Raw genomic sequence first — 17,687 nt, 5'->3', positions numbered from 1 at the left:
CCGGTGGATCGGGCCGGCGATCCGCGCTACAGCGCCGCCATGGACCTCATTCTCTTCGACCTCGACGGCACGCTGATCAACTCCGAGGCGATCCTGCTCGCCGCGCAGCACGAGACCTTCGCGCGGCATGGGCTCGCCCATCCCGGCCGTGAGGCGGGGCTTGGCGTCGTCGGGCTGACGCTCGACATCGCGCTGATGCGGCTCGGCGGGCTGCCCGCCCCCGATGCGGCGCTGGCGGCGACCTACAAGGAGGTCTTCGGGGCGATGCGGCTTCAGGCGCAGGCCGATGCCGCGCTCGACGAGCCGCTCTTCCCCGGGGTCTCCGAGACGCTGGCGGCCCTGGCGGAAATGCCGGGCGTCCAGCTCGGCATCGCCACCGGGAAATCCCGGCGCGGGGCCGACTACATCGTCGAGCGGCATGGCTGGCAGGGCCTGTTCGCCACGATCCAGACCGCCGACGATGCGCCCTCCAAGCCGCATCCGGGCATGATCCTGCGGGCGATGTTGGAGACGGGCGCGCAGCCTTCGCGGACCGCGATGGTCGGCGACGCCTCCTTCGACATCGAGATGGCGGTGGCTGCCGGCGTCATCCCCGTCGCGGTCTCCTGGGGATTCCAGCCGGTGGAAACACTGGTGGCGCTCGGTGCGCGGCATGTGCTGGCGCGCTCGACCGATCTGCCGGGCGTGCTGGGGCTGCCGGAGGCCGTCGTGGTCGACGCGCCGGTGTAACCTGGAGCGTCATGCTCGGGCTTGTCCCGAGCCTCTCGGCAACCAGCGTTCTTCCGTGGCGAGATTCTCGGGTCTGCGCTTCGCTTCGCCAGAGAATGACGGCGCGATAGGGCGGTCAGTGCCGCATGCGCCGCCCCCAGTAACATCCTCGCAACCACATCCGCTCAGGGCCGTTTAACCTGAACACGCGTTCAGCTTTGCGCGTTAACCACCTGCTGGCGGGTGTCGATCCATGGTGTTCCTACAACAGGAACGGACCGGCAAAAAACAACGCCGGACAGGGGTCGAACAATGATGGGTCATGAGCTTCGCGAATTCGTCGACCAGGTGATGGATCGTCTGACGATCACTGATGAGGACGTCGCTGTTCTTCAGCGCGACATCCTCGCGGACTGCATCCTGACCCGCGACGTCATCGATGTCCTCGTGGCGCTGGACCGGGCGGTGCCCCAGCGCTGCGAGGCCTTCGGCGACGTGCTCGTCGCGGTCGTCGTCGACTTCGCGGTCTGGCAGAACCGTCCGACCGGCGTGATCGACCGCGACAAGGCGCATTGGCTGGTGACGACGCTCTCGGCCGGCGAGGGGCCGACCGCGACCGCCCGCCGGATCGCCTTCGAGATCGTGCGGGAAGCCGAGCGCTGCGACGAGGCGCTGATCGGCTTCGCCCTCGACAAGGGCCATGCCAAGACGATGCCGGCCTGGCCCGAGCGCGTCCTGCTGGCGAGCTGAGCAGCCAGGCCTTCCCGCCGACCACCGACTTTCGCATCGGTGGACGGCGGCCACGCCCTCCCATACACCCGGACCCGGATCGCGGCGCCGAGCGGCGTCACGGTCCGGGTTTCGCCATCGGGGCTGTGCGAAAAACCGGTAGCCGGTTTCCTGCGACATGCTCTAACTGGCGTGAGGGCAGGTCGCACGAGCCGCGCGGTTCGAGCCGGCATGCCCCGCTCGTCGACGGCCGGGGGAGGCGCCACGCATGTTCTCGAAGATCCTGATCGCGAACCGCGGCGAGATCGCCTGCCGGGTCATCAAGACGGCGCGGCGCATGGGCATCAAGACCGTCGCGGTCTATTCGGATGCGGACCGTGACGCGCTGCATGTCGAGATGGCCGACGAAGCGGTCCATATCGGTGCAGCGCCCGCCGCCCAGTCCTATCTCGTGATCGAGAAGATCATCGCGGCCTGCCAGCAGACCGGGGCGCAGGCCGTGCATCCCGGCTACGGTTTCCTCTCCGAGCGCGAGGCCTTCGCCCAGGCGCTCAAGGACAACGGCATCGTCTTCATCGGCCCCAATCCCGGCGCGATCGCGGCGATGGGCGACAAGATCGAATCCAAGAAGGCGGCGGCCGCGGCGAACGTCTCGACCGTGCCGGGCTTCCTCGGCATCATCGAGAGCCCCGAGCACGCCGTCACCATCGCCGACGAGATCGGCTATCCCGTGATGATCAAGGCCTCCGCCGGCGGCGGCGGCAAGGGCATGCGCATCGCCCATTCGGCCGGAGAGGTGGCGGAGGGCTTCGCCCGCGCCAAGTCGGAGGCCGCGTCCTCCTTCGGCGACGACCGCGTCTTCGTCGAGAAGTTCATCGTCGATCCCCGCCATATCGAGATCCAGGTGCTGGGCGACAAGCACGGCAACGTCATCTATCTCGGCGAACGCGAATGCTCGATCCAGCGGCGCAACCAGAAGGTCGTCGAGGAGGCGCCGTCGCCGCTGCTCGACGAGGCGACGCGCCGCAAGATGGGCGAGCAGGCCGTCGCGCTGGCCAAGGCCGTGAACTACGATTCCGCCGGCACGGTCGAGTTCGTCGCCGGCCAGGACAAGTCCTTCTTCTTTCTGGAGATGAACACCCGCCTCCAGGTCGAGCATCCGGTGACCGAGATGATCACCGGGATCGACCTCGTCGAGGAGATGATCCGCGTCGCCTATGGCGAAAAGCTGCGGCTCAGCCAGGCCGAGGTGAAGCTGAACGGCTGGGCGGTGGAGAGCCGCGTCTATGCCGAGGATCCAACCCGCAACTTCCTGCCATCGACGGGGCGGCTGGTGACCTATCGCCCGCCGGTCGAGGGGCCCGACGGCGACGCGGTCGTGCGCAACGACACCGGCGTCTTCGAGGGCGGCGAGATCTCGATCTATTACGACCCGATGATCGCCAAGCTCGTCACCCATGCGCCGACGCGCGAGGCGGCGATCGAGGCGCAGGGGCGCGCGCTCGACGCCTTCGCGATCGACGGCATCCGCCACAACATCCCCTTCGTCTCGGCGCTGATGCACCATCCGCGCTGGATCGCTGGCCATCTCTCGACCGGCTTCATCGCCGAAGAGTTTCCCGAAGGCTTCTCCCTGCCGGTGCCCGAGGGCGAGATCGCGCTGCGCCTGGCGGCGATCGCGATCGCCTGCGACCACAAGCTCAACCAGCGCAAGCGCGCGGTCAGCGCGCAGATGGAGGGCTGGCGCCGCGTCGCCTTCGACCGGACTCGGGTCGTGCTGATCGGCGGAGAGCGCTTCGAGGGGCAGGTCGGGGAGCAGGGCGGGGCGGTCATCATCGACTTCGGCGCCCGCAGCATCACCGTTTCGAGCGAGTGGCGGCCGGGCCAGCCGGTCTGGCAGGGAACGCTCGACGGCGTCGTCATCGCCGCGCAGATCCGCCCGATCGCGAACGGCTTCGCGCTCGGCCATGCCGGCGCCTATGCCGATGCGATCGTGCGCACGCCGCGCGAGGCGGAACTCGCCGCGCTGATGCCGGAGAAGGTCGCGGCCGACACCGGCAAGGTGCTGCTCTGCCCGATGCCGGGCGTGGTCAAAGCGATCTCGGTCGCGGTCGGCCAGGAGGTCAAGGCCGGCGAGGCTTTGTGCATGGTCGAGGCCATGAAGATGGAAAACGTGCTGCGCGCCGAGAAGGACGCCACCGTCGCCAAGATCCTGGCGAAGGAGGGCGAATCGCTCGCGGTCGACGCGGTGATCATGGAATTCGCCTGAGAGAGGGCGGGCCAGGTCCGACTCTGCGCGGGTTCGTCATGGTCGGGCTTGTCCCGACCATCCACGTCGTCCTTGATCGAGGGCGGTGCTTGAAGACGTGGATGCTCGCCACACGGGCGAGCACGACGCGATTGTGGAGGTTCACATGCTGACGATCTGGGGGCGGATCAGCTCCATCAATGTCCAGAAGGTCGTCTGGGCGGCCGGCGAGGTCGGCCAGAGCTTCGAGCGCATCGATTGCGGCGGGCCGTTCGGCGGCCTGCGCGAGCCGATGTTCCTGGCGAAGAACCCCAATGCCCAGATCCCGGTGCTCGAGGACGGCGACGTCTGCATCTGGGAGTCCAACAGCATCGTGCGCTATCTCGCCGCCCGCTATGGCGCCGGCTGGATCTGGGAGGAGGACCCGGCGCGCCGGGCCGATGCCGATCGCTGGCTCGACTGGATGCAATCCTCCCTGCAGCCGGCGCTGATGCCGGTGCTGTGGGGGCTGGTGCGCAAGGTGCCCGAATACACGGCTCCCGAGATCGTCGCGGCTGGTGTCGCCAAGGCCGAGGCGCTGATGGCGATCCTCGACCAGCATCTGTCGGAGCGCAGCTTCCTCGGCGGCGAGCGCTTCGGCATGGCCGACATCGTCGTCGGCTGCGGGGCGCATCGCTGGCTGAACATGCCGGTCGAGCGCGTTGCGCGGCCGCATGTCGCGCGCTGGTATGCGACCATCGTCGCGCGCCCGGCGGCCGCCCCTGCGCTGCCGCTGCCGGTCGCATGAAGGTGACCGGCGGGTGGCTTGATCGCGGCGCGGTGGCTGGCACAATGGCCGCCATGCGCTCGATTTGTCTCGCCCTCGGCCTCACCCTCTGGGCTGCCGCGCCCGCCGCCGCCCAGACCAGCCCCACCCTGGCGGCCGACCGGGCCCAGCTCGCCTCCTGCCTGCAGACCAACAGCGGGGCGGCGCCGTCCTGCATCGGCTCGATCGCGGTGGCCTGCGTCGTCGCGGCAGGAACCAACCGCAACGCGGCCGAGGCCGGCTGCGCGCGGCGGGAGGAGGCGGTCTGGCGCGAGCGGCTGGTCCTGGCCGTGCAGCAGAGCGGGCGGCCGCTCGATGCCGGCCAGCGCAGCCGCCTCGTCGCGCTGCAGATGTCCTGGGAAGGCTATGTCGCGCAGAAATGCGCCTTCTATGCCGCAAGCCAGCGCGAAGCCCTCCAGCCCGGCCGGCAGGCCGGCTGCGAGCTGCGCGAGGTGGCGGCGCGGGTGCTGGAGCTCGAGCGGGCTGCCCGGCCGCAGGCGCCGGCACGCCGCCCGTCCCAGCAGCCGCCGCAGATCATCCGCTGAGCGGCGTTCACGCGCCGTCAGCTTTCCCCGGCTAGAAGCGCGCCGTTGCCGCAGCCCGAAAGCCGCCCATGTTCTTCGTTCTCTCCAAGGTGGTCTGGTTCGTCCTGTCGCCGGTGAACCTCGCCATCCTGCTGGCGTTGCTGGCGGCACTGCTCGCCTTCACGCGCTTCGCGCGGGCGGCGCGCTGGCTCGGCGTGGCGTCGCTGGGCTTTCTGGCGCTGATGGCCTTCAGCCCGCTGCCGCGGCTGGTGATGTGGCCGCTGGAGAACCGCTTTCCGCAGCAGCCGGCCGAGAAGGGGCCCGTCACCGGGATCATCATCCTGGGCGGGGCGATCGGCGTCGCCCGCGGCGACGTGGTGCTGACGAGCGCTGCCGCGCGCATGACCAAGGCGGTCGAACTCGCCCGCCTGCACCCGCAGGCGAAGATCGTCTTCACCGGCGGCGCCGCCAATCTGATCTCGCCGGTGACCAAGACCGAATCGGACGGCGCGAGCGTGCTGTTCGAGGGGCTCGGCCTGCCGCGCGAGCGAATCCTGCTCGAGGACAAGTCCCGTAACACCCGCGAGAATGCGCTCTTCACCAAGCAGCTGGTCGACCCGAAGCCCGGCGAACGCTGGCTGCTGGTGACCTCGGCCTGGCACATGCCGCGCTCGATGGGCGTGTTCCGGAAGGCGGGCTTCGCGGTGGAGGCCTTCCCGGTCGACTACCTGACCGAGGAGAAGGCGTCCGAGTTCGTGCGCGTCTCGGGGCGCGCGCCACGCGGGCTGATGATCGCCGATGACGGCTTCAAGGAGTGGGTCGGGCTCGTCGCCTATCGCCTGGCCGGCTATACCGACGCGCTGTTTCCGGGGCCGTGAGGGGCTATTCGCCTTCCGGCAGCCGAAGCCTGTAGACGCCGCGGAAATCATCCGGGTCGACCGGGCGGCCCTTGCGGGTGATGACGACCTTCCCTTCCTTCATCAGCCGGACCGCGACGCGGCGGATCGGCTGCATCAGCGGCCCCCAGCCATCGGGATGGTCGCCGCCGAGCGCGCGTGCCGCTTCCGAAGGGCAGATCGTGCGGCCTTCGCCGCGCTGCGCCGTCAGCGCCAGGATCGTGGCTTCCAGCTCGGTCTCGTCGGGTTTCGTCATGGCTCGGACTTCTTCAGGGCTCGGACTTGGCCTGCGTCGTGTCGGGATAGCGGAAGACGCGGGCGGCATCGGAGGCGAACTGGCGCCGGTACATCGCGATCAGCACGGCGCCGGTGAAGAGGATGAAGGTCGTCGGACCCAGGAACCAGCCCATATAGGCGAGCGCGAAGAAGAAGGCGCGCTGGCCGCGGTTGAAGTGGCGCCCGCCGGCGACGTTCATCTCGATCGCCTCGTGGACGGCGCGCTGCGCATCCGCCGGATCATGGTTCTTGGCCGGCGGCAGCGAGCCCAGCAGGATGACGCAGTAGTTGAACAGCCGGTAGCTCCAGGCGAATTTGAAGAAGGCGTAGCCGAAGATCAGGGCGAGCCCGATCACCTTCAGCTCCCAGACGGCCCGCGTCGGCACGGTACCGAAAGGCAGGTCCGAGAACAGGGCGACGACGCGATCGGTCGATTGCAGCAGCGTCAGCGTGCCGCCGATGGCGATCAGCGAGGTCGAGGCGAAGAAGGCCGTGCCGTTCTGCAGGCCGTTCATGATCTGCGTGTCGACGATGCGGTTGTCGCGCCCCATCGATTCGCGAATCCAGCGGGCGCGGCGCAGGTTCATCCGCATGTTCAGGCTCTTGCCGGCATGCGGGCCCATCTCCACGGCGAAATGGTAGCCGATCCAGGCCGCCGCGAAGAAGGCGGCGCCGATGATGTCGAGCGTTCCGAATCCGATCATTCCCATCTCCGGCGCGCACAGTGCGGCGCGGGCGCGGGCGCGGCAAGGCGCGATTGACGCAGGCTGCGGCAATGGCCACGGTGCCGCCCGTTTCAGGGAGGGAGGCCGGCCGTGCCGCAGACCATCACCAAGGGCTACAAGGCGTTGCTGGCGGAAGCCGAGGCCGTCGTCGAGACGCTGAGCGTCGACCAGGCACAGGCGCTGCTGGGACGCGACGACGTCGTCTTCGTCGATCTGCGCGATCCGCGCGAGCTGGAGCGGGAAGGGCGGATGCCCGAGGCTTTCCACTGCCCGCGCGGCATGCTCGAGTTCTGGATCGATCCCGAGAGCCCCTACGCCAAGCCGGTCTTCCAGCAGGACAAGCGCTTCGTCTTTTTCTGCGCGGGCGGCTGGCGCTCGGCGCTGGCGGCGAAGGCCGCCCAGGAGATGGGGCTGAAGCCCGTGGCGCACATGGCCGGCGGCTTCGGCGCCTGGAAGAAGGCCGGCGCGCCCTTTGATGCGGCCGAGCCCCGTGATCCGGCGTCGAAGGCGACCGCGTGAGCCCGGTCAACGTCGTCGTCATCCTGCTGGTCGTCGCCTTCCTGTTCCGCAAGCCGCTGGGCCGCCTGTTCAACCGCCAGTTTCCCGACCGGGCGAAGCGTCACCGCATCGTCGGCACGATCATCCTGGGCTTTGCGCTGGTGATTGCGGTGCGGCTCGTGGCGCTGTTCTGGAAGTAGGGCTGGGCCCTATTTCGGCGCCAGCGCGCGCGGCCTGACCCCTGCGACCGGGCCGGGCGGCAGCTCGCTCGCATCCTGAGCCATCGTCTTCAGATCCAGAGTCGGCTTGCTCAGAAAGCGATTCAAGCCGGCTACATAACTCTCTGGCAAGGCCCAGTGTTTCGCCGCGGCAATGACGGTTTCCATATAGCCGGGCTTGGGCCGGCCGGGATCGCCCGAGCGGCCGATATAGACGAGTGCGCGCTTGGCGCCGCCGGGCACGATGACCGGCTGGCTGATCTTGACGTAGAGCCCGCTGGCGAGGTCCTCGAACTTGTCGAGCGTGCGGATGTCTCCGAGCGAACAATCCCAGAGCACGCCATGGACCTCCTCGCGCGGGTCGCGAACGACGGAGGCGTAGCCGTCGGTGGTGACGAGGAAGCGGTGACGCGGCAGGCGCGCGAGCCCGAGCGGCTTGGAGCGCGGGCAGCGCTGCGCCATGCCGGCGGGGTCCATATTGAGGCCATAGGCGAAATAGAGGGGCATTCAGACGCGCTCCGGAACCGCGACGCGGAACCCTCTCCTGTAAGGAGAGGGCAGGGTGAGGTGTCGGCCTTAGGACGAGTTGGGCGCGGGTCTGGCCGCGGTGAGGTCACGGCAGCAGTGATCAGGGGCCGACACCTCACCCCTGTCCCTCTCCTTACAGGAGAGGGGTTCCCCCCGCCTTTCGCCTTGCCTTGGAGCGCCTCCCCTTACTTCGTCTTCTGAAACAATTCCCGCCCGATCAGCATGCGCCGGATCTCGCTGGTGCCGGCGCCGATCTCGTAGAGCTTGGCGTCGCGCAGCAGGCGCCCGGTCGGATAGTCGTTGATGTAGCCATTGCCGCCGAGCAGCTGGATGGCGTCGAGCGCGATCTGGGTCGCCTTCTCGGCCGCGATCAGGATCGCGCCGGCGGCGTCCTCGCGGGTGGTCTCGCCGCGATCGCAGGCCTTGGCGACGGCGTACACATAGGCCTTGCAGGCGTTCATCATCACATACATGTCGGCGATCTTGCCCTGGACGAGCTGGAACTCGCCGATCGCCTGGCCGAACTGCTTGCGCTCATGGACATAGGGCATGACCACGTCGAGCGCCGCCTGCATGATGCCGAGCGGGCCGGCCGCCAGCACGACGCGCTCATAGTCGAGGCCCGACATCAGCACGTTGACGCCGCGCCCGACGCTGCCCAGCACATTCTCCTCGGGCACCTCGCAGTCCTCGAAGACCAGTTCGCAGGTGTCGGAGCCGCGCATGCCGAGCTTGTCGAGCTTCTGGTGGGTCGAGAAGCCCTTCATGCCCTTCTCGATCAGGAAGGCGGTGATGCCCTTCGAGCCGGCCTCGGGATCGGTCTTGGCGTAGACCACCAGCGTCTCGGCGATGGGGCCGTTGGTGATCCACATCTTGTTGCCGGTGAGGACGTAACGGTCGCCCTTTTTCAGCGCCTTCGTCTTCATCGAGACGACGTCGGAGCCGGCCCCGGGCTCGGACATGGCGAGCGCGCCGACATGCTCGCCCGAGATCAGCTTGGGCAGGTATTTCGCCTTCTGGGCGGCGTTGCCGTTGCGGGCGATCTGGTTGACGCAGAGGTTCGAGTGGGCGCCGTAGGAGAGGCCGACCGAGGCCGAGGCGCGGCTGACCTCCTCGATCGCCACGACATGCTCGAGATAGCCGAGCCCGGCGCCGCCATCCTCCCCCTTGACCGTGATGCCGTGCAGGCCGAGCGCGCCCATCTGCGGCCAGAGATCGCGCGGGAACTGGTTGGTCGCGTCGATCTCCTGGGCGCGCGGCGCGATTGTCTCCTGCGCGAAGGCATGGACGGTGTCGCGGATCGCGTCGGCGGTCTCGCCGAGATCGAAATTGAAGGGGCGGGGCGCATTGGCGAGCATGGTGGACCTCCCGAGGGGCCGGCGCGGCGTGGGCGTCCGGCGTTTCCCCGACTTATAGCGCGGCTGGCGCCCAAGTCAGCGCGCGGGCGCGCGCAGCGGGTTGGGCATCGGTGCGGAAGGGCTGCGGACGCCGCCCCTCAGCCGCCGATCACCCCGCGACGGCGCAGCATCACGAGCGTCAGCAGCGCGGCACCCAGGCAGGTCACCGCGACGAAGAGCGCGCCGAGATCGTGCTCCATCCAGGGCAGGCCCTTCACATTGATGCCGAACATGCCGGTGATGAAGGTCGCCGGCATGAACAGCGCCGTCAGGATCGAGAGGACGTAGAGCTGGCGGTTGGTCTGGCTCGCCGTGCGGGCGGACATCTCGTCCTGCAGCAGGCGGGCGCGGTCCTGCACCGACTGGACGTCGTGATGCAGGCCGTCGATGCGCTGGAGCAGGCGCGCCGCGGCGGCCTTGACCTCGTCGGGCGATTTGCGCCCCGAATTGGTTTCCGAGAAGCGTCGAAACAGCAGATGCAGGCCGCCGAGCTGGCGGTGCAGCCTGACCGCCATGCGCCTGACCGCACCGACGCGGGCGGGGCGTCGTCGAAGCTGTCGGCCAGCACCTGGTCCTCGACATCGTCGGTCTCGTCCATCAGCCGCACGACCGCCCGGGCGACGTCGTCGATGATGTATTCGATGATCAGCTCGAAGAGCAGGACCGGGCTCTCCACCGTCTCGCCGCGGCTGAGCGCATCGGCGGCGAGGCGGATCGACTGCAGGGCCTCGCGCCGGCCGGTCAGCAGCAGGCGCTCGCCGACGATCCAGTAGAGCGGCCCGACCATGTCGGAATCGGCGGCGACGTCGCGGACGAGGTCGTGCGAGACGCCCCAGACCAGGCCGGAGGAGTGGTCCAGCCGTTGATGACTCTCGGGCGAGACGAACATGTCCTCGGCCGCCGCCGGCAGCCAGGGCTGCTGTGTGATCCAGTCCTTGGCGCGGCTGTGGACGAGATCGAGATGGATCCAGACGAAGCCGGTGTCCGGGGTGACCTCCGGGACGGTGCTCCGCTCGATCAGGGTCGGGACGCCCTCGGGATCGAAGCGGTAGGCCCAGATGATGCCGAGTCTGGACTGGGCGTCGGATCGGGTGGCGTTGAGGCTCATCATCGAGGCGGGACATCGTGTGCGAGGGGCAGGACGAGGCCTGCGCCCGCTCGATGACGCTTCGATGACGGTGCGACGCCGGGCTGCCGGATCAGTCGGCGCTGGCCGTGTGCTGCGGGATGCGGGCGGGCGGCGGCCGCAGCGGCGTGCCGCCGGCGGCCTGCGGGGTGCGCGCGCCGGCCGCGGTCGCGGGCGGCTTCCCGCCGGCGACCTTCGGCTCGCCGCTGCGCCAGCGCCGGGTCCCGATGTCGAAGCGGCCTTCGCGCCAGGCGGCGAATTCGCGCTCGCTGCCGAAGAAGGCGTTGCGGTCGACGTCGCCGGTGATGCCGGGGACGCGGCCGGTGGTGGTGAACTGCCAGAACTCCCACTTCTCACGCTTGTAGCGATGCTTCAGCGGGGCGGCGGTCGAGCGCAGCCAATAGGGATAGTCGTTGAACTCGCCTTCGAGGATGTCCTCGTGGAAGTTGATGTCGGTGTAGATGATCGGCTTCTTGCCGGTGTGCTCCTGCAGGGCGGCGAGCATGATGCGCATCTTCTCGAGCACCTGCGTGCGCGAGACCTTGCGGTTGCACTGTGAGCCGTGCTGCCACTCGACGTCGAGGACGGGGGGCAGGGCGTCGGGATCGCGCGGGATGTGGCGCTTGAACCAGCGCACCTGCTCGTGCGCCGGGCGGCACCACCAGACGAAGTGATAGGCGCCGCGCGCGATGCCGGCCCGCTTGGCGCCGGCCCAGTTCTGCCGGAAGTTCGGATCGAGATGGTCGCCGCCTTCGGTCGCCTTCATGAAGACGAAGCGGGTTCCGGCGTCCTTGACCTTCTCCCAGTCGATCTCGCCCTGCCAGCGCGACACGTCGATTCCCTGGATCGCCTGGCGGCGGGCATCGCGGACGCCGTGATGCGGCGAGGAATCGCTCTTCTTGGGATAGAGCGCCTCGGCGGGGCCGGTGAGGACGGCGAGCAGGCCGGCAAGGACGGCCGGGAGGGCCACCCGCTTCCACATCGTCGATCGCACCGGCATCTCCTTCTCCTGACCTGCCTTCCGAGATGGCGAGGCCGTGGTTAAGGGCCGGTTAGAATTGGATCGAATGCGCCGCGCTTGTTTCAGCTTTGGTTAACCGGCCCGGGCGCCGACGGGTCACTCGTCGTCGGCGACCGCGTCGGCTGCCGGCGCGAAGGCCGACGAGACGGGGGCGACGCTGCCGGGGATCGCGGCGATGGTGGGCGAGGGGGCCGCAGGCCGCTCGGGCCCGGGGCTCGGCTGCGGCGGGACCGGCCGCTGCCGATTCCACTGCCGCGTGCCGATGTCGAATTCGCCGGTGCGCCAGCCGATGAACTCGCCCTCGTTGCCGAAGAAGGCGTTGCGGTCGACGTCGCCCTTGATGCCGGGCACGCGGCCCGTCGTGGTGAACTGCCAGAACTCCCAGGGCCGGTTGGCGTAGCGCGTCTCGGGCAGGCCGGCGGTCGAGCGGATCCAGTAGGGGTAGTCGTTGAACTCGCCCTCGAGCACGTCCTTGTGGAAGGTGATGTCGGTGTAGATGACCGGCTTCTTGCCGGTGAGCTGCTCGAGCTCGGTCAACATCAGCCGGATCTTCTCCAGCGCGAGGTCGCGCGCGATCTTCTTCGGGCAGCTTCTCGAATGCCCGTTCCACTCGACGTCGAGCACCGGGGGCAGCGCGTCGGGATCGTTGGGGATGTGCTGCTTGAACCAGAGCGCCTGTTCATGGGCCGGGCGACACCAGTAGACGAAATGGTAGGCGCCACGGGGAATGCCGGCGCGCCGCGCGCCCTCCCAGTTGCGCTGGAAGGCGGGGTCGAGGTGGTCGCCGCCTTCGGTCGCCTTCATGAAGACGAAGCGGGTGCCGGCGCCCTTCACGGCGGTCCAGTCGATCTCGCCCTGCCAGCGCGAGATGTCGATGCCCTGGATCGGATAGCGAAGGGCTTCCGCGACGCCCGGATGCGGGCGCGCATCGCCCTTGGCCGGGTAGTGGCCCTCCATGGCGACGCAGCCGCCGAGCACGACCAGCGCGGCAGCGGCGAGAAGGGTTGCGGGCTTGAATGGGGTCATGCGGCGAGGAGTCATGTGCCGCAAGATTGAGGAGAAAGCTTGACGGGCCGTTTACGCTGACGCGATCCGTCCGTTTCAGGCCTGGGCGAGCCAGATCGCCGCGACGCCGAGGAACGAGAAGAAGCCGACCACGTCGGTCACCGTGGTGACGAAGGTGCCCGAGGCGACGGCGGGGTCGATCCCGAATCGGTCGAGCAGCACGGGGATCAGCACCCCGGCCATGGCCGCCGCCAGCAGGTTGACCACCATGGCGATGGCAATGACGACGCCCAGCCCCTGGCTGCCGAACCAGAGCGCGGCGACGAGGCCGGTGATCAGCGCGAAGCCGACGCCGTTGATCAGCCCCACGATCATCTCGCGGGTGAAGAAGCGGCGCAGGTTCCAGCCGCCGAGCTCCTGCGTCGCCAGCGCCCGCACCGCCACCGTCATGGTCTGTGTCGCGGCATTGCCGCCCTGGCTCGCCACCACCGGCGCCAGGATCGCCAGCGCCACGACCTGGGAGAGCTGCGCCTCGAACAGGCTCATCACCGCGGCGGCGAGAAAGGAGGTGAAGAGGTTGACGAAGAGCCAGCTGAAGCGGCTGCGCGCGATCTGGCGCACCGGGTCGGAGAGCTCCTCGTCGGCGTTGACGCCGCCGAGCTGCTTGACGTCGTCGTCGGCCGCTTCCTCGATCACGTCGACGATGTCGTCGACGGTGATGACGCCGACCAGCCGCGAGGCCTCGTCGATGACCGGGACGGCGATCAGGTTGTAGCGCTGGAACAGGCGCGCGACGTCCTCGATGTCGTCGGTCGCCTTCACAGCCCGGCTGTCCTCCTCGACCAGGGTGGCGATCTCGACCGGGCGCCGCGTCCGCAGCAGCCGGTCGAGCGGCACCGAGCCGACGAAGTGGTGCGCGGGGTCTGCGACGAGGATCTCGAAGAAGCGCTCGGGCAGGTCCTCGGTCTGGCGCAGATGGTCGATCGTCTGGCCGACCGTCCAGAAGGCGGGAACGGCGAGGATCTCGCTCTGCATGCGCCGGCCGGCGCTGCCCTCGGGATAATCGAGGCCCTGCTGCAGGACGATGCGCTCGGCCGGCGTCAGCCGGTCGAGCACGTCCTGCTTGTCGGCCTCGTCGAGGTCCTCGAGGATGTAGACCGCGTCGTCGGTGTCGAGGTCGCGCACGCCTTCGGCGACCGTCTCGGCCGAGAGCGTCTCGAGGATCTCCTCGCGGACCGAATCGTCGACCTCGGTCAGCGCGGTGAAGTCGAAGTCGCGGCCGAGCAGCGAGATCAGCCGCGTCCGCTCCTCGGCGTCGAGCGCCTCGAGCAGCGCGCCGAGATCGGCCTCGTGCATGTCGGCGACGACGGCGCGCAGCGTCGTCAGGTCGGAGAGCTGCAGCGCCTGCGAGACCTGCTCGACGAGGCGGGAATCGATCGCGCCGTCCTCGTCGCGGATCGGGCGCTCGGACGATTCGACGGCAGCGTTCTCGGTGTCCGTCATGGGCCGCTCCGTGCTGCGAGAAACAGGTTCGGCCCAACCGGATCCGGCGCGGCGCCTGCCGCCCTTGTGTCAGCGGCCCGGCGTCGTTGCAATGCAACACGGCGCGATTGCGGCGAAAAGCGCGCGGGGCCCGAAACGCGAACGGCGATCCTCGCGGATCGCCGTTCGCCGGGCCTGGGCCCCAATCTGGTGCGGTCAAGAGGACTCGAACCTCCACGGGTCTCCCCGCTACCACCTCAAGGTAGTGCGTCTACCAATTCCGCCATGACCGCGGCGTCGAAGCATCCCGCCGTGGCGGTGAACTCCGGAGCGGCGCGGGTCTAGCAAATCGAATCCGTCGCCACAAGGGCCATGCGCAGGAAAAGGCGATCAGGCAGCCGCCACGGTCTGAAGCGTGTAGACCGTCGGGCGCTTCAGCATCTGGGTGATCTCGACGGAAATCTTCTGGCCGCTGACCACCACGATGCCCTTGGCGAAGGGGTGGTTGTTGGCGAGGATCTGGACCTCGTCGGTCTCGCTGGCGTTGAGCTCGATGATGGCGCCGCGGCCCATGCGCAGCAGTTTGTAGATCGGCATCCGCGCGGAACCCAGCACGACCGTCAGTTCGACGGGGACGAGATCGAGATCGGCCTTCAAGTCGTGCCTCCGGAACCCTACTTCAGAATACGAACAACCAAACTTGCCTGTTGCTCCGGCAGGGAGCATGAGGCTCGCCGCCGCTTCCTTCCGAAGTTGGTCGCAACAGGGTTAATGCGCAGTGAAGACGCGCGAGGCGCTCTCCGAAATGTTCTGGCCCGCCGCCGGCTCGCCGGCGGTGGAATGGGTCGTGGCGGAGGGGCTCGTCGGCTATGACGAGGCGGTGGCCGAGATGGAACACCGCGCCGGGCTGATCGCCGACGGTCTTGCCCCCGAGCGGGTCTGGCTGCTGGAGCACCCGCCGCTCTACACCGCCGGCACCTCGGCCAAGGACGAGGACCTGATCGCGCCGGAGCGATTCCCGGTGCATCGCAGCGGGCGCGGCGGGCAGTACACCTATCATGGCCCCGGCCAGCGCGTGGCCTATGTCATGCTCGACCTGAAGCGGCGCGAGCCGGACCTCCGGCGTTTCGTGGCGGCGCTGGAGGCCTGGCTGATCGGCACGCTCGACGCCTTCAACGTCCGGGCCGAGCGCCGGGAGGACAGGGTCGGCGTCTGGGTCCGGCGACCCGAGAAGGCGCCCGACGCCGAGGACAAGATCGCCGCCATCGGCATTCGCGTGCGGCGCTGGGTCTCGTTCCACGGCATCTCGCTCAATGTCGAGCCGGAACTCGCCCATTTCGACGGGATCGTGCCCTGCGGCGTCACCCGGCACGGCGTCACCTCGCTGGTCGATCTCGGGCTGCCGGTCGCCATGGCCGATGTCGACGTCGCGCTGCGTGTCGCGTTCGAGCGGATCTTCGGGCCGAGCGTCGCGGCCTGAGGCGGGCGCTGGCGGCCGGAGGCGTTTACGCCGCGTTGACCATCCCCGGCGATCCTGCCCCTTCCGAAACGGACGACAGGAGACGGACGGCCATGACGCGTTTCATGCTCGCGGCTGCGCTCGCGGCCAGCCTTGCGGCCTGTACCACTACCGACAAGCGCATTGCCGGTGCCGCCGCCGGCGCCGGAGCCGGCGCCATCGTTCTGGGGCCGATCGGTGCCGTGGCCGGCGGCGCGATCGGCGCCGTCGCCGGCCCGACGGTGACGGGCTCGATCAACCGCAGCGCCGACTAGGGCGCGGCCGGGCATGGGGGATTCCGACCATCCCCTGTGAGCATCCCGGCGGTTGGCGTTTGCGGCGGTCCGCGCCATAACCCGGCGAGGATATCTTCTGCTGGGAGAGCGCGTCGTGCCGGTCATCGAGAGCAAGGTCGATCTGGCTTCGGCCGATGCGCAGTCCCATGCGCAGGCCTGGGCCGGTCTGCGCGGCGAATTGCTGGAGCGGCGCGCCACCGCTGCGCTCGGCGGCAACGAGCGCTCGCGCGAGCGCCATGTCGCGCGCGGCAAGCTTTTGCCGCGGGAGCGCGTGTTGCGCCTGCTCGATCCCGGCTCGCCCTTCCTCGAGATCGGCTCGCTCGCCGCCTACGGCATGTATGAGGGCGACGTGCATGGCGCCGGCATGATCGCCGGCATCGGCCGCGTCGCCGGGCGCGAATGCGTCATCGTCTGCAACGATGCCACCATCAAGGGCGGCACCTACTACCCGATGACGGTGAAGAAGCACCTCCGCGCGCAGGAGATCGCACGCGAGAACCGGCTGCCCTGCCTCTACCTGGTCGATTCGGGGGGGGCGAACCTGCCGCACCAGACCGAGGTCTTCCCGGATCGCGAGCATTTCGGCCGGATCTTCTACAATCAGGCGACGCTCTCGGCGGAAGGCATTCCGCAGATCGCGGTGGTGATGGGCTCCTGCACGGCCGGCGGCGCCTATGTGCCGGCCATGTCGGACGAGACCGTGATCGTGAAGAATCAGGGCACGATCTTCCTGGGTGGCCCGCCGCTGGTGAAGGCGGCGACGGGCGAGGTCGTGAGCGCCGAGGATCTCGGCGGCGCCGACGTCCATGCCCGGCTCTCGGGCGTCGCCGACCATTATGCCGGCGACGACACCCATGCGCTCGCCATCGCGCGGCGCATCGCCGGCAACCTCAACAGCGTGAAGCGGCCCGACATCGACATCGCGGAGCCGGTCGAGCCGCTCTACGATCCGGCCGAGCTCGAGGCTGTCGTCCCGACCGATCTCAAAAAGCAGTACGACATCCGCGAGGTCATCGCCCGGCTTGTCGACGGCTCGGAGTTCGACGAGTTCAAGAAGCTCTACGGCACGACCCTGGTCACCGGCTTCGCGCGCATCCACGGCATCCCCGTCGGCATCATCGGCAACAACGGCATCCTGTTCTCGGAAAGCGCGCTGAAGGGGGCGCATTTCATCGAGCTGTGCTGCCAGCGGCGCATCCCGCTGCTGTTCCTGCAGAACATCACCGGCTTCATGGTCGGCCGCGATGTCGAGACCCGCGGCATCGCCAAGGACGGGGCCAAGCTCGTCACGGCGGTTGCCTCGGCGCGGGTGCCCAAGATCACCGTGCTGGTCGGCGGCTCCTTCGGTGCGGGCAATTACGGCATGTGCGGGCGGGCCTATTCGCCGCGCTTCCTGTTTTCCTGGCCCAATTCCCGCGTCTCGGTGATGGGCCATGAGCAGGCCTCCAGCGTGCTGGCGACAGTACGCCGCGACAACATCGAGGCGGACGGGAAGAGTTGGTCCGCGGAGGAGGAGGAGGCCTTCAAGAAGCCGATCCGCGACAAGATCGAGTCCGAGGGCTCGCCCTATTTCGCCACGGCGCGGCTCTGGGACGATGGCATCATCCTGCCCTCCGAGACCCGACGGGTGCTGGCGCTGGCTTTCTCGGCCTGCCTCAACGCGCCGGTGCCGGAGACGAAGTTCGGCGTCTTCCGGATGTAGGCAAC

Annotated in this window: 20 protein-coding genes, 1 tRNA gene and 1 pseudogene; 11 read left to right on the top strand and 11 right to left on the bottom strand. The window is 68.8% G+C overall.

Features of this window, described 5'->3' with window-relative positions; translation table 11 throughout:
• The first annotated feature begins 3 nt into the window (after positions 1 to 3).
• The 6 genes from BSY19_RS19035 (at position 4) to BSY19_RS19010 (ending at position 5,892) form a co-directional block, all read left to right on the top strand.
• Complete coding sequence (locus BSY19_RS19035; protein WP_236840405.1) at positions 4 to 729, top strand: HAD-IA family hydrolase; 726 nt, start codon at positions 4 to 6, stop codon at positions 727 to 729.
• 291 nt (positions 730 to 1,020) lie between these two features.
• The gene (locus tag BSY19_RS19030; RefSeq protein ID WP_069055516.1) at positions 1,021 to 1,458 is read left to right on the top strand and encodes a hypothetical protein; all 438 of its coding nucleotides are present in this window, start codon (positions 1,021 to 1,023) and stop codon (positions 1,456 to 1,458) included.
• Positions 1,459 to 1,705: 247 nt separating this feature from the next.
• Complete coding sequence (locus tag BSY19_RS19025) at positions 1,706 to 3,706, top strand: acetyl-CoA carboxylase biotin carboxylase subunit (protein ID WP_069055515.1); 2,001 nt, start codon at positions 1,706 to 1,708, stop codon at positions 3,704 to 3,706.
• A 145-nt stretch (positions 3,707 to 3,851) separates the two neighbouring features.
• The gene (locus tag BSY19_RS19020) at positions 3,852 to 4,472 is read left to right on the top strand and encodes a glutathione S-transferase family protein (protein ID WP_069055514.1); all 621 of its coding nucleotides are present in this window, start codon (positions 3,852 to 3,854) and stop codon (positions 4,470 to 4,472) included.
• 53 nt (positions 4,473 to 4,525) lie between these two features.
• On the top strand, positions 4,526 to 5,035 hold the full coding sequence (locus tag BSY19_RS19015; protein ID WP_171905177.1) for a lysozyme inhibitor LprI family protein: 510 nt from the start codon (positions 4,526 to 4,528) through the stop codon (positions 5,033 to 5,035).
• Between the two features lie 68 nt (positions 5,036 to 5,103).
• Positions 5,104 to 5,892: a YdcF family protein gene (locus BSY19_RS19010; RefSeq protein WP_069055512.1), complete on the top strand. Its 789-nt coding sequence runs from the start codon at positions 5,104 to 5,106 to the stop codon at positions 5,890 to 5,892.
• Between the two features lie 4 nt (positions 5,893 to 5,896).
• Here the strand turns inward: BSY19_RS19010 and BSY19_RS19005 are convergent, their stop codons facing one another.
• Both BSY19_RS19005 and BSY19_RS19000 read right to left on the bottom strand, forming a co-directional pair.
• Positions 5,897 to 6,166 (bottom strand): DUF3253 domain-containing protein, encoded by a 270-nt coding sequence (locus BSY19_RS19005; RefSeq protein WP_069055511.1) that lies wholly within the window; start codon positions 6,164 to 6,166, stop codon positions 5,897 to 5,899.
• Between the two features lie 13 nt (positions 6,167 to 6,179).
• Positions 6,180 to 6,890, bottom strand: a complete 711-nt coding sequence (locus BSY19_RS19000; RefSeq protein WP_069055510.1) for a DUF599 domain-containing protein — start codon at positions 6,888 to 6,890, stop codon at positions 6,180 to 6,182.
• Positions 6,891 to 7,001: 111 nt separating this feature from the next.
• Between BSY19_RS19000 and BSY19_RS18995 the strand changes: the two genes are divergently transcribed.
• Together BSY19_RS18995 and BSY19_RS18990 are read left to right on the top strand one after the other, a co-directional pair.
• Positions 7,002 to 7,430, top strand: a complete 429-nt coding sequence (locus BSY19_RS18995) for a rhodanese-like domain-containing protein (protein WP_069055509.1) — start codon at positions 7,002 to 7,004, stop codon at positions 7,428 to 7,430.
• A complete protein-coding gene (locus BSY19_RS18990; protein ID WP_069055508.1) occupies positions 7,427 to 7,609 on the top strand; it encodes a hypothetical protein in 183 nt (60 codons plus the stop codon). Before BSY19_RS18995 ends, BSY19_RS18990 begins: the two co-directional genes overlap by 4 nt.
• 9 nt (positions 7,610 to 7,618) lie before the next feature.
• Here BSY19_RS18990 and BSY19_RS18985 read toward each other — a convergent pair whose 3' ends face one another.
• The 9 genes and pseudogenes from BSY19_RS18985 to BSY19_RS18945 form a co-directional block, all read right to left on the bottom strand.
• The gene (locus tag BSY19_RS18985; RefSeq protein ID WP_069055507.1) at positions 7,619 to 8,134 is read right to left on the bottom strand and encodes a gamma-glutamylcyclotransferase family protein; all 516 of its coding nucleotides are present in this window, start codon (positions 8,132 to 8,134) and stop codon (positions 7,619 to 7,621) included.
• 206 nt (positions 8,135 to 8,340) lie between these two features.
• Complete coding sequence (locus BSY19_RS18980) at positions 8,341 to 9,513, bottom strand: isovaleryl-CoA dehydrogenase (protein ID WP_069055506.1); 1,173 nt, start codon at positions 9,511 to 9,513, stop codon at positions 8,341 to 8,343.
• A 137-nt stretch (positions 9,514 to 9,650) separates the two neighbouring features.
• Complete coding sequence (locus tag BSY19_RS28480) at positions 9,651 to 10,067, bottom strand: CorA family divalent cation transporter (protein WP_083247702.1); 417 nt, start codon at positions 10,065 to 10,067, stop codon at positions 9,651 to 9,653.
• A 44-nt stretch (positions 10,068 to 10,111) separates the two neighbouring features.
• Positions 10,112 to 10,660: pseudogene (locus BSY19_RS28475) on the bottom strand (CorA family divalent cation transporter); the annotation flags it as partial.
• Positions 10,661 to 10,751: 91 nt separating this feature from the next.
• Entirely contained in the window at positions 10,752 to 11,678 is a 927-nt protein-coding gene (locus tag BSY19_RS18965; RefSeq protein ID WP_069055503.1) for a glycoside hydrolase family 25 protein, read from the bottom strand.
• 117 nt (positions 11,679 to 11,795) lie between these two features.
• Positions 11,796 to 12,725, bottom strand: a complete 930-nt coding sequence (locus BSY19_RS18960; protein ID WP_069055502.1) for a glycoside hydrolase family 25 protein — start codon at positions 12,723 to 12,725, stop codon at positions 11,796 to 11,798.
• A gap of 75 nt (positions 12,726 to 12,800) precedes the next feature.
• Positions 12,801 to 14,207, bottom strand: a complete 1,407-nt coding sequence (gene mgtE / locus BSY19_RS18955) for a magnesium transporter (protein WP_069055501.1) — start codon at positions 14,205 to 14,207, stop codon at positions 12,801 to 12,803.
• Between the two features lie 187 nt (positions 14,208 to 14,394).
• Positions 14,395 to 14,479: transfer RNA gene (locus BSY19_RS18950), tRNA-Leu, on the bottom strand.
• A gap of 97 nt (positions 14,480 to 14,576) precedes the next feature.
• Positions 14,577 to 14,843: a FliM/FliN family flagellar motor switch protein gene (locus tag BSY19_RS18945; protein ID WP_069055500.1), complete on the bottom strand. Its 267-nt coding sequence runs from the start codon at positions 14,841 to 14,843 to the stop codon at positions 14,577 to 14,579.
• A 148-nt stretch (positions 14,844 to 14,991) separates the two neighbouring features.
• Here BSY19_RS18945 and lipB point away from each other — a divergent pair, with 148 nt between their 5' ends.
• The 3 genes from lipB (at position 14,992) to BSY19_RS18930 (ending at position 17,682) form a co-directional block, all read left to right on the top strand.
• Positions 14,992 to 15,666, top strand: coding sequence for a lipoyl(octanoyl) transferase LipB (lipB, locus tag BSY19_RS18940; RefSeq protein WP_069057245.1), 675 nt, complete (start codon positions 14,992 to 14,994; stop codon positions 15,664 to 15,666).
• A 92-nt stretch (positions 15,667 to 15,758) separates the two neighbouring features.
• Positions 15,759 to 15,959, top strand: coding sequence for a hypothetical protein (locus BSY19_RS18935; RefSeq protein WP_069055499.1), 201 nt, complete (start codon positions 15,759 to 15,761; stop codon positions 15,957 to 15,959).
• A 115-nt stretch (positions 15,960 to 16,074) separates the two neighbouring features.
• The gene (locus BSY19_RS18930) at positions 16,075 to 17,682 is read left to right on the top strand and encodes a carboxyl transferase domain-containing protein (RefSeq protein ID WP_069055498.1); all 1,608 of its coding nucleotides are present in this window, start codon (positions 16,075 to 16,077) and stop codon (positions 17,680 to 17,682) included.
• The last annotated feature ends 5 nt before the right edge of the window (positions 17,683 to 17,687 follow it).

The sequence above is a fragment of the Bosea sp. RAC05 genome (assembly GCF_001713455.1).
GTDB lineage: Bacteria > Pseudomonadota > Alphaproteobacteria > Rhizobiales > Beijerinckiaceae > Allobosea.
The sequence above is the reverse complement of the archived record's forward strand: the minus strand, read 5'-3'. Positions and strand labels throughout refer to the sequence as shown.

Coding starts and splice junctions, on each gene's coding strand:
- BSY19_RS19030 (WP_069055516.1), top strand. CDS start 1,021: ATGATGGGTCATGAGCTTCGCGAATTCGTCGACCAGGTGATGGATCGT.
- BSY19_RS19025 (WP_069055515.1), top strand. CDS start 1,706: ATGTTCTCGAAGATCCTGATCGCGAACCGCGGCGAGATCGCCTGCCGG.
- BSY19_RS19020 (WP_069055514.1), top strand. CDS start 3,852: ATGCTGACGATCTGGGGGCGGATCAGCTCCATCAATGTCCAGAAGGTC.
- BSY19_RS19015 (WP_171905177.1), top strand. CDS start 4,526: ATGCGCTCGATTTGTCTCGCCCTCGGCCTCACCCTCTGGGCTGCCGCG.
- BSY19_RS19010 (WP_069055512.1), top strand. CDS start 5,104: ATGTTCTTCGTTCTCTCCAAGGTGGTCTGGTTCGTCCTGTCGCCGGTG.
- BSY19_RS19005 (WP_069055511.1), bottom strand. CDS start 6,166: ATGACGAAACCCGACGAGACCGAGCTGGAAGCCACGATCCTGGCGCTG.
- BSY19_RS19000 (WP_069055510.1), bottom strand. CDS start 6,890: ATGATCGGATTCGGAACGCTCGACATCATCGGCGCCGCCTTCTTCGCG.
- BSY19_RS18985 (WP_069055507.1), bottom strand. CDS start 8,134: ATGCCCCTCTATTTCGCCTATGGCCTCAATATGGACCCCGCCGGCATG.
- BSY19_RS18980 (WP_069055506.1), bottom strand. CDS start 9,513: ATGCTCGCCAATGCGCCCCGCCCCTTCAATTTCGATCTCGGCGAGACC.
- BSY19_RS28480 (WP_083247702.1), bottom strand. CDS start 10,067: ATGGCGGTCAGGCTGCACCGCCAGCTCGGCGGCCTGCATCTGCTGTTT.
- BSY19_RS18965 (WP_069055503.1), bottom strand. CDS start 11,678: ATGCCGGTGCGATCGACGATGTGGAAGCGGGTGGCCCTCCCGGCCGTC.
- BSY19_RS18960 (WP_069055502.1), bottom strand. CDS start 12,725: ATGACCCCATTCAAGCCCGCAACCCTTCTCGCCGCTGCCGCGCTGGTC.
- mgtE (WP_069055501.1), bottom strand. CDS start 14,207: ATGACGGACACCGAGAACGCTGCCGTCGAATCGTCCGAGCGCCCGATC.
- lipB (WP_069057245.1), top strand. CDS start 14,992: ATGTTCTGGCCCGCCGCCGGCTCGCCGGCGGTGGAATGGGTCGTGGCG.
- BSY19_RS18935 (WP_069055499.1), top strand. CDS start 15,759: ATGACGCGTTTCATGCTCGCGGCTGCGCTCGCGGCCAGCCTTGCGGCC.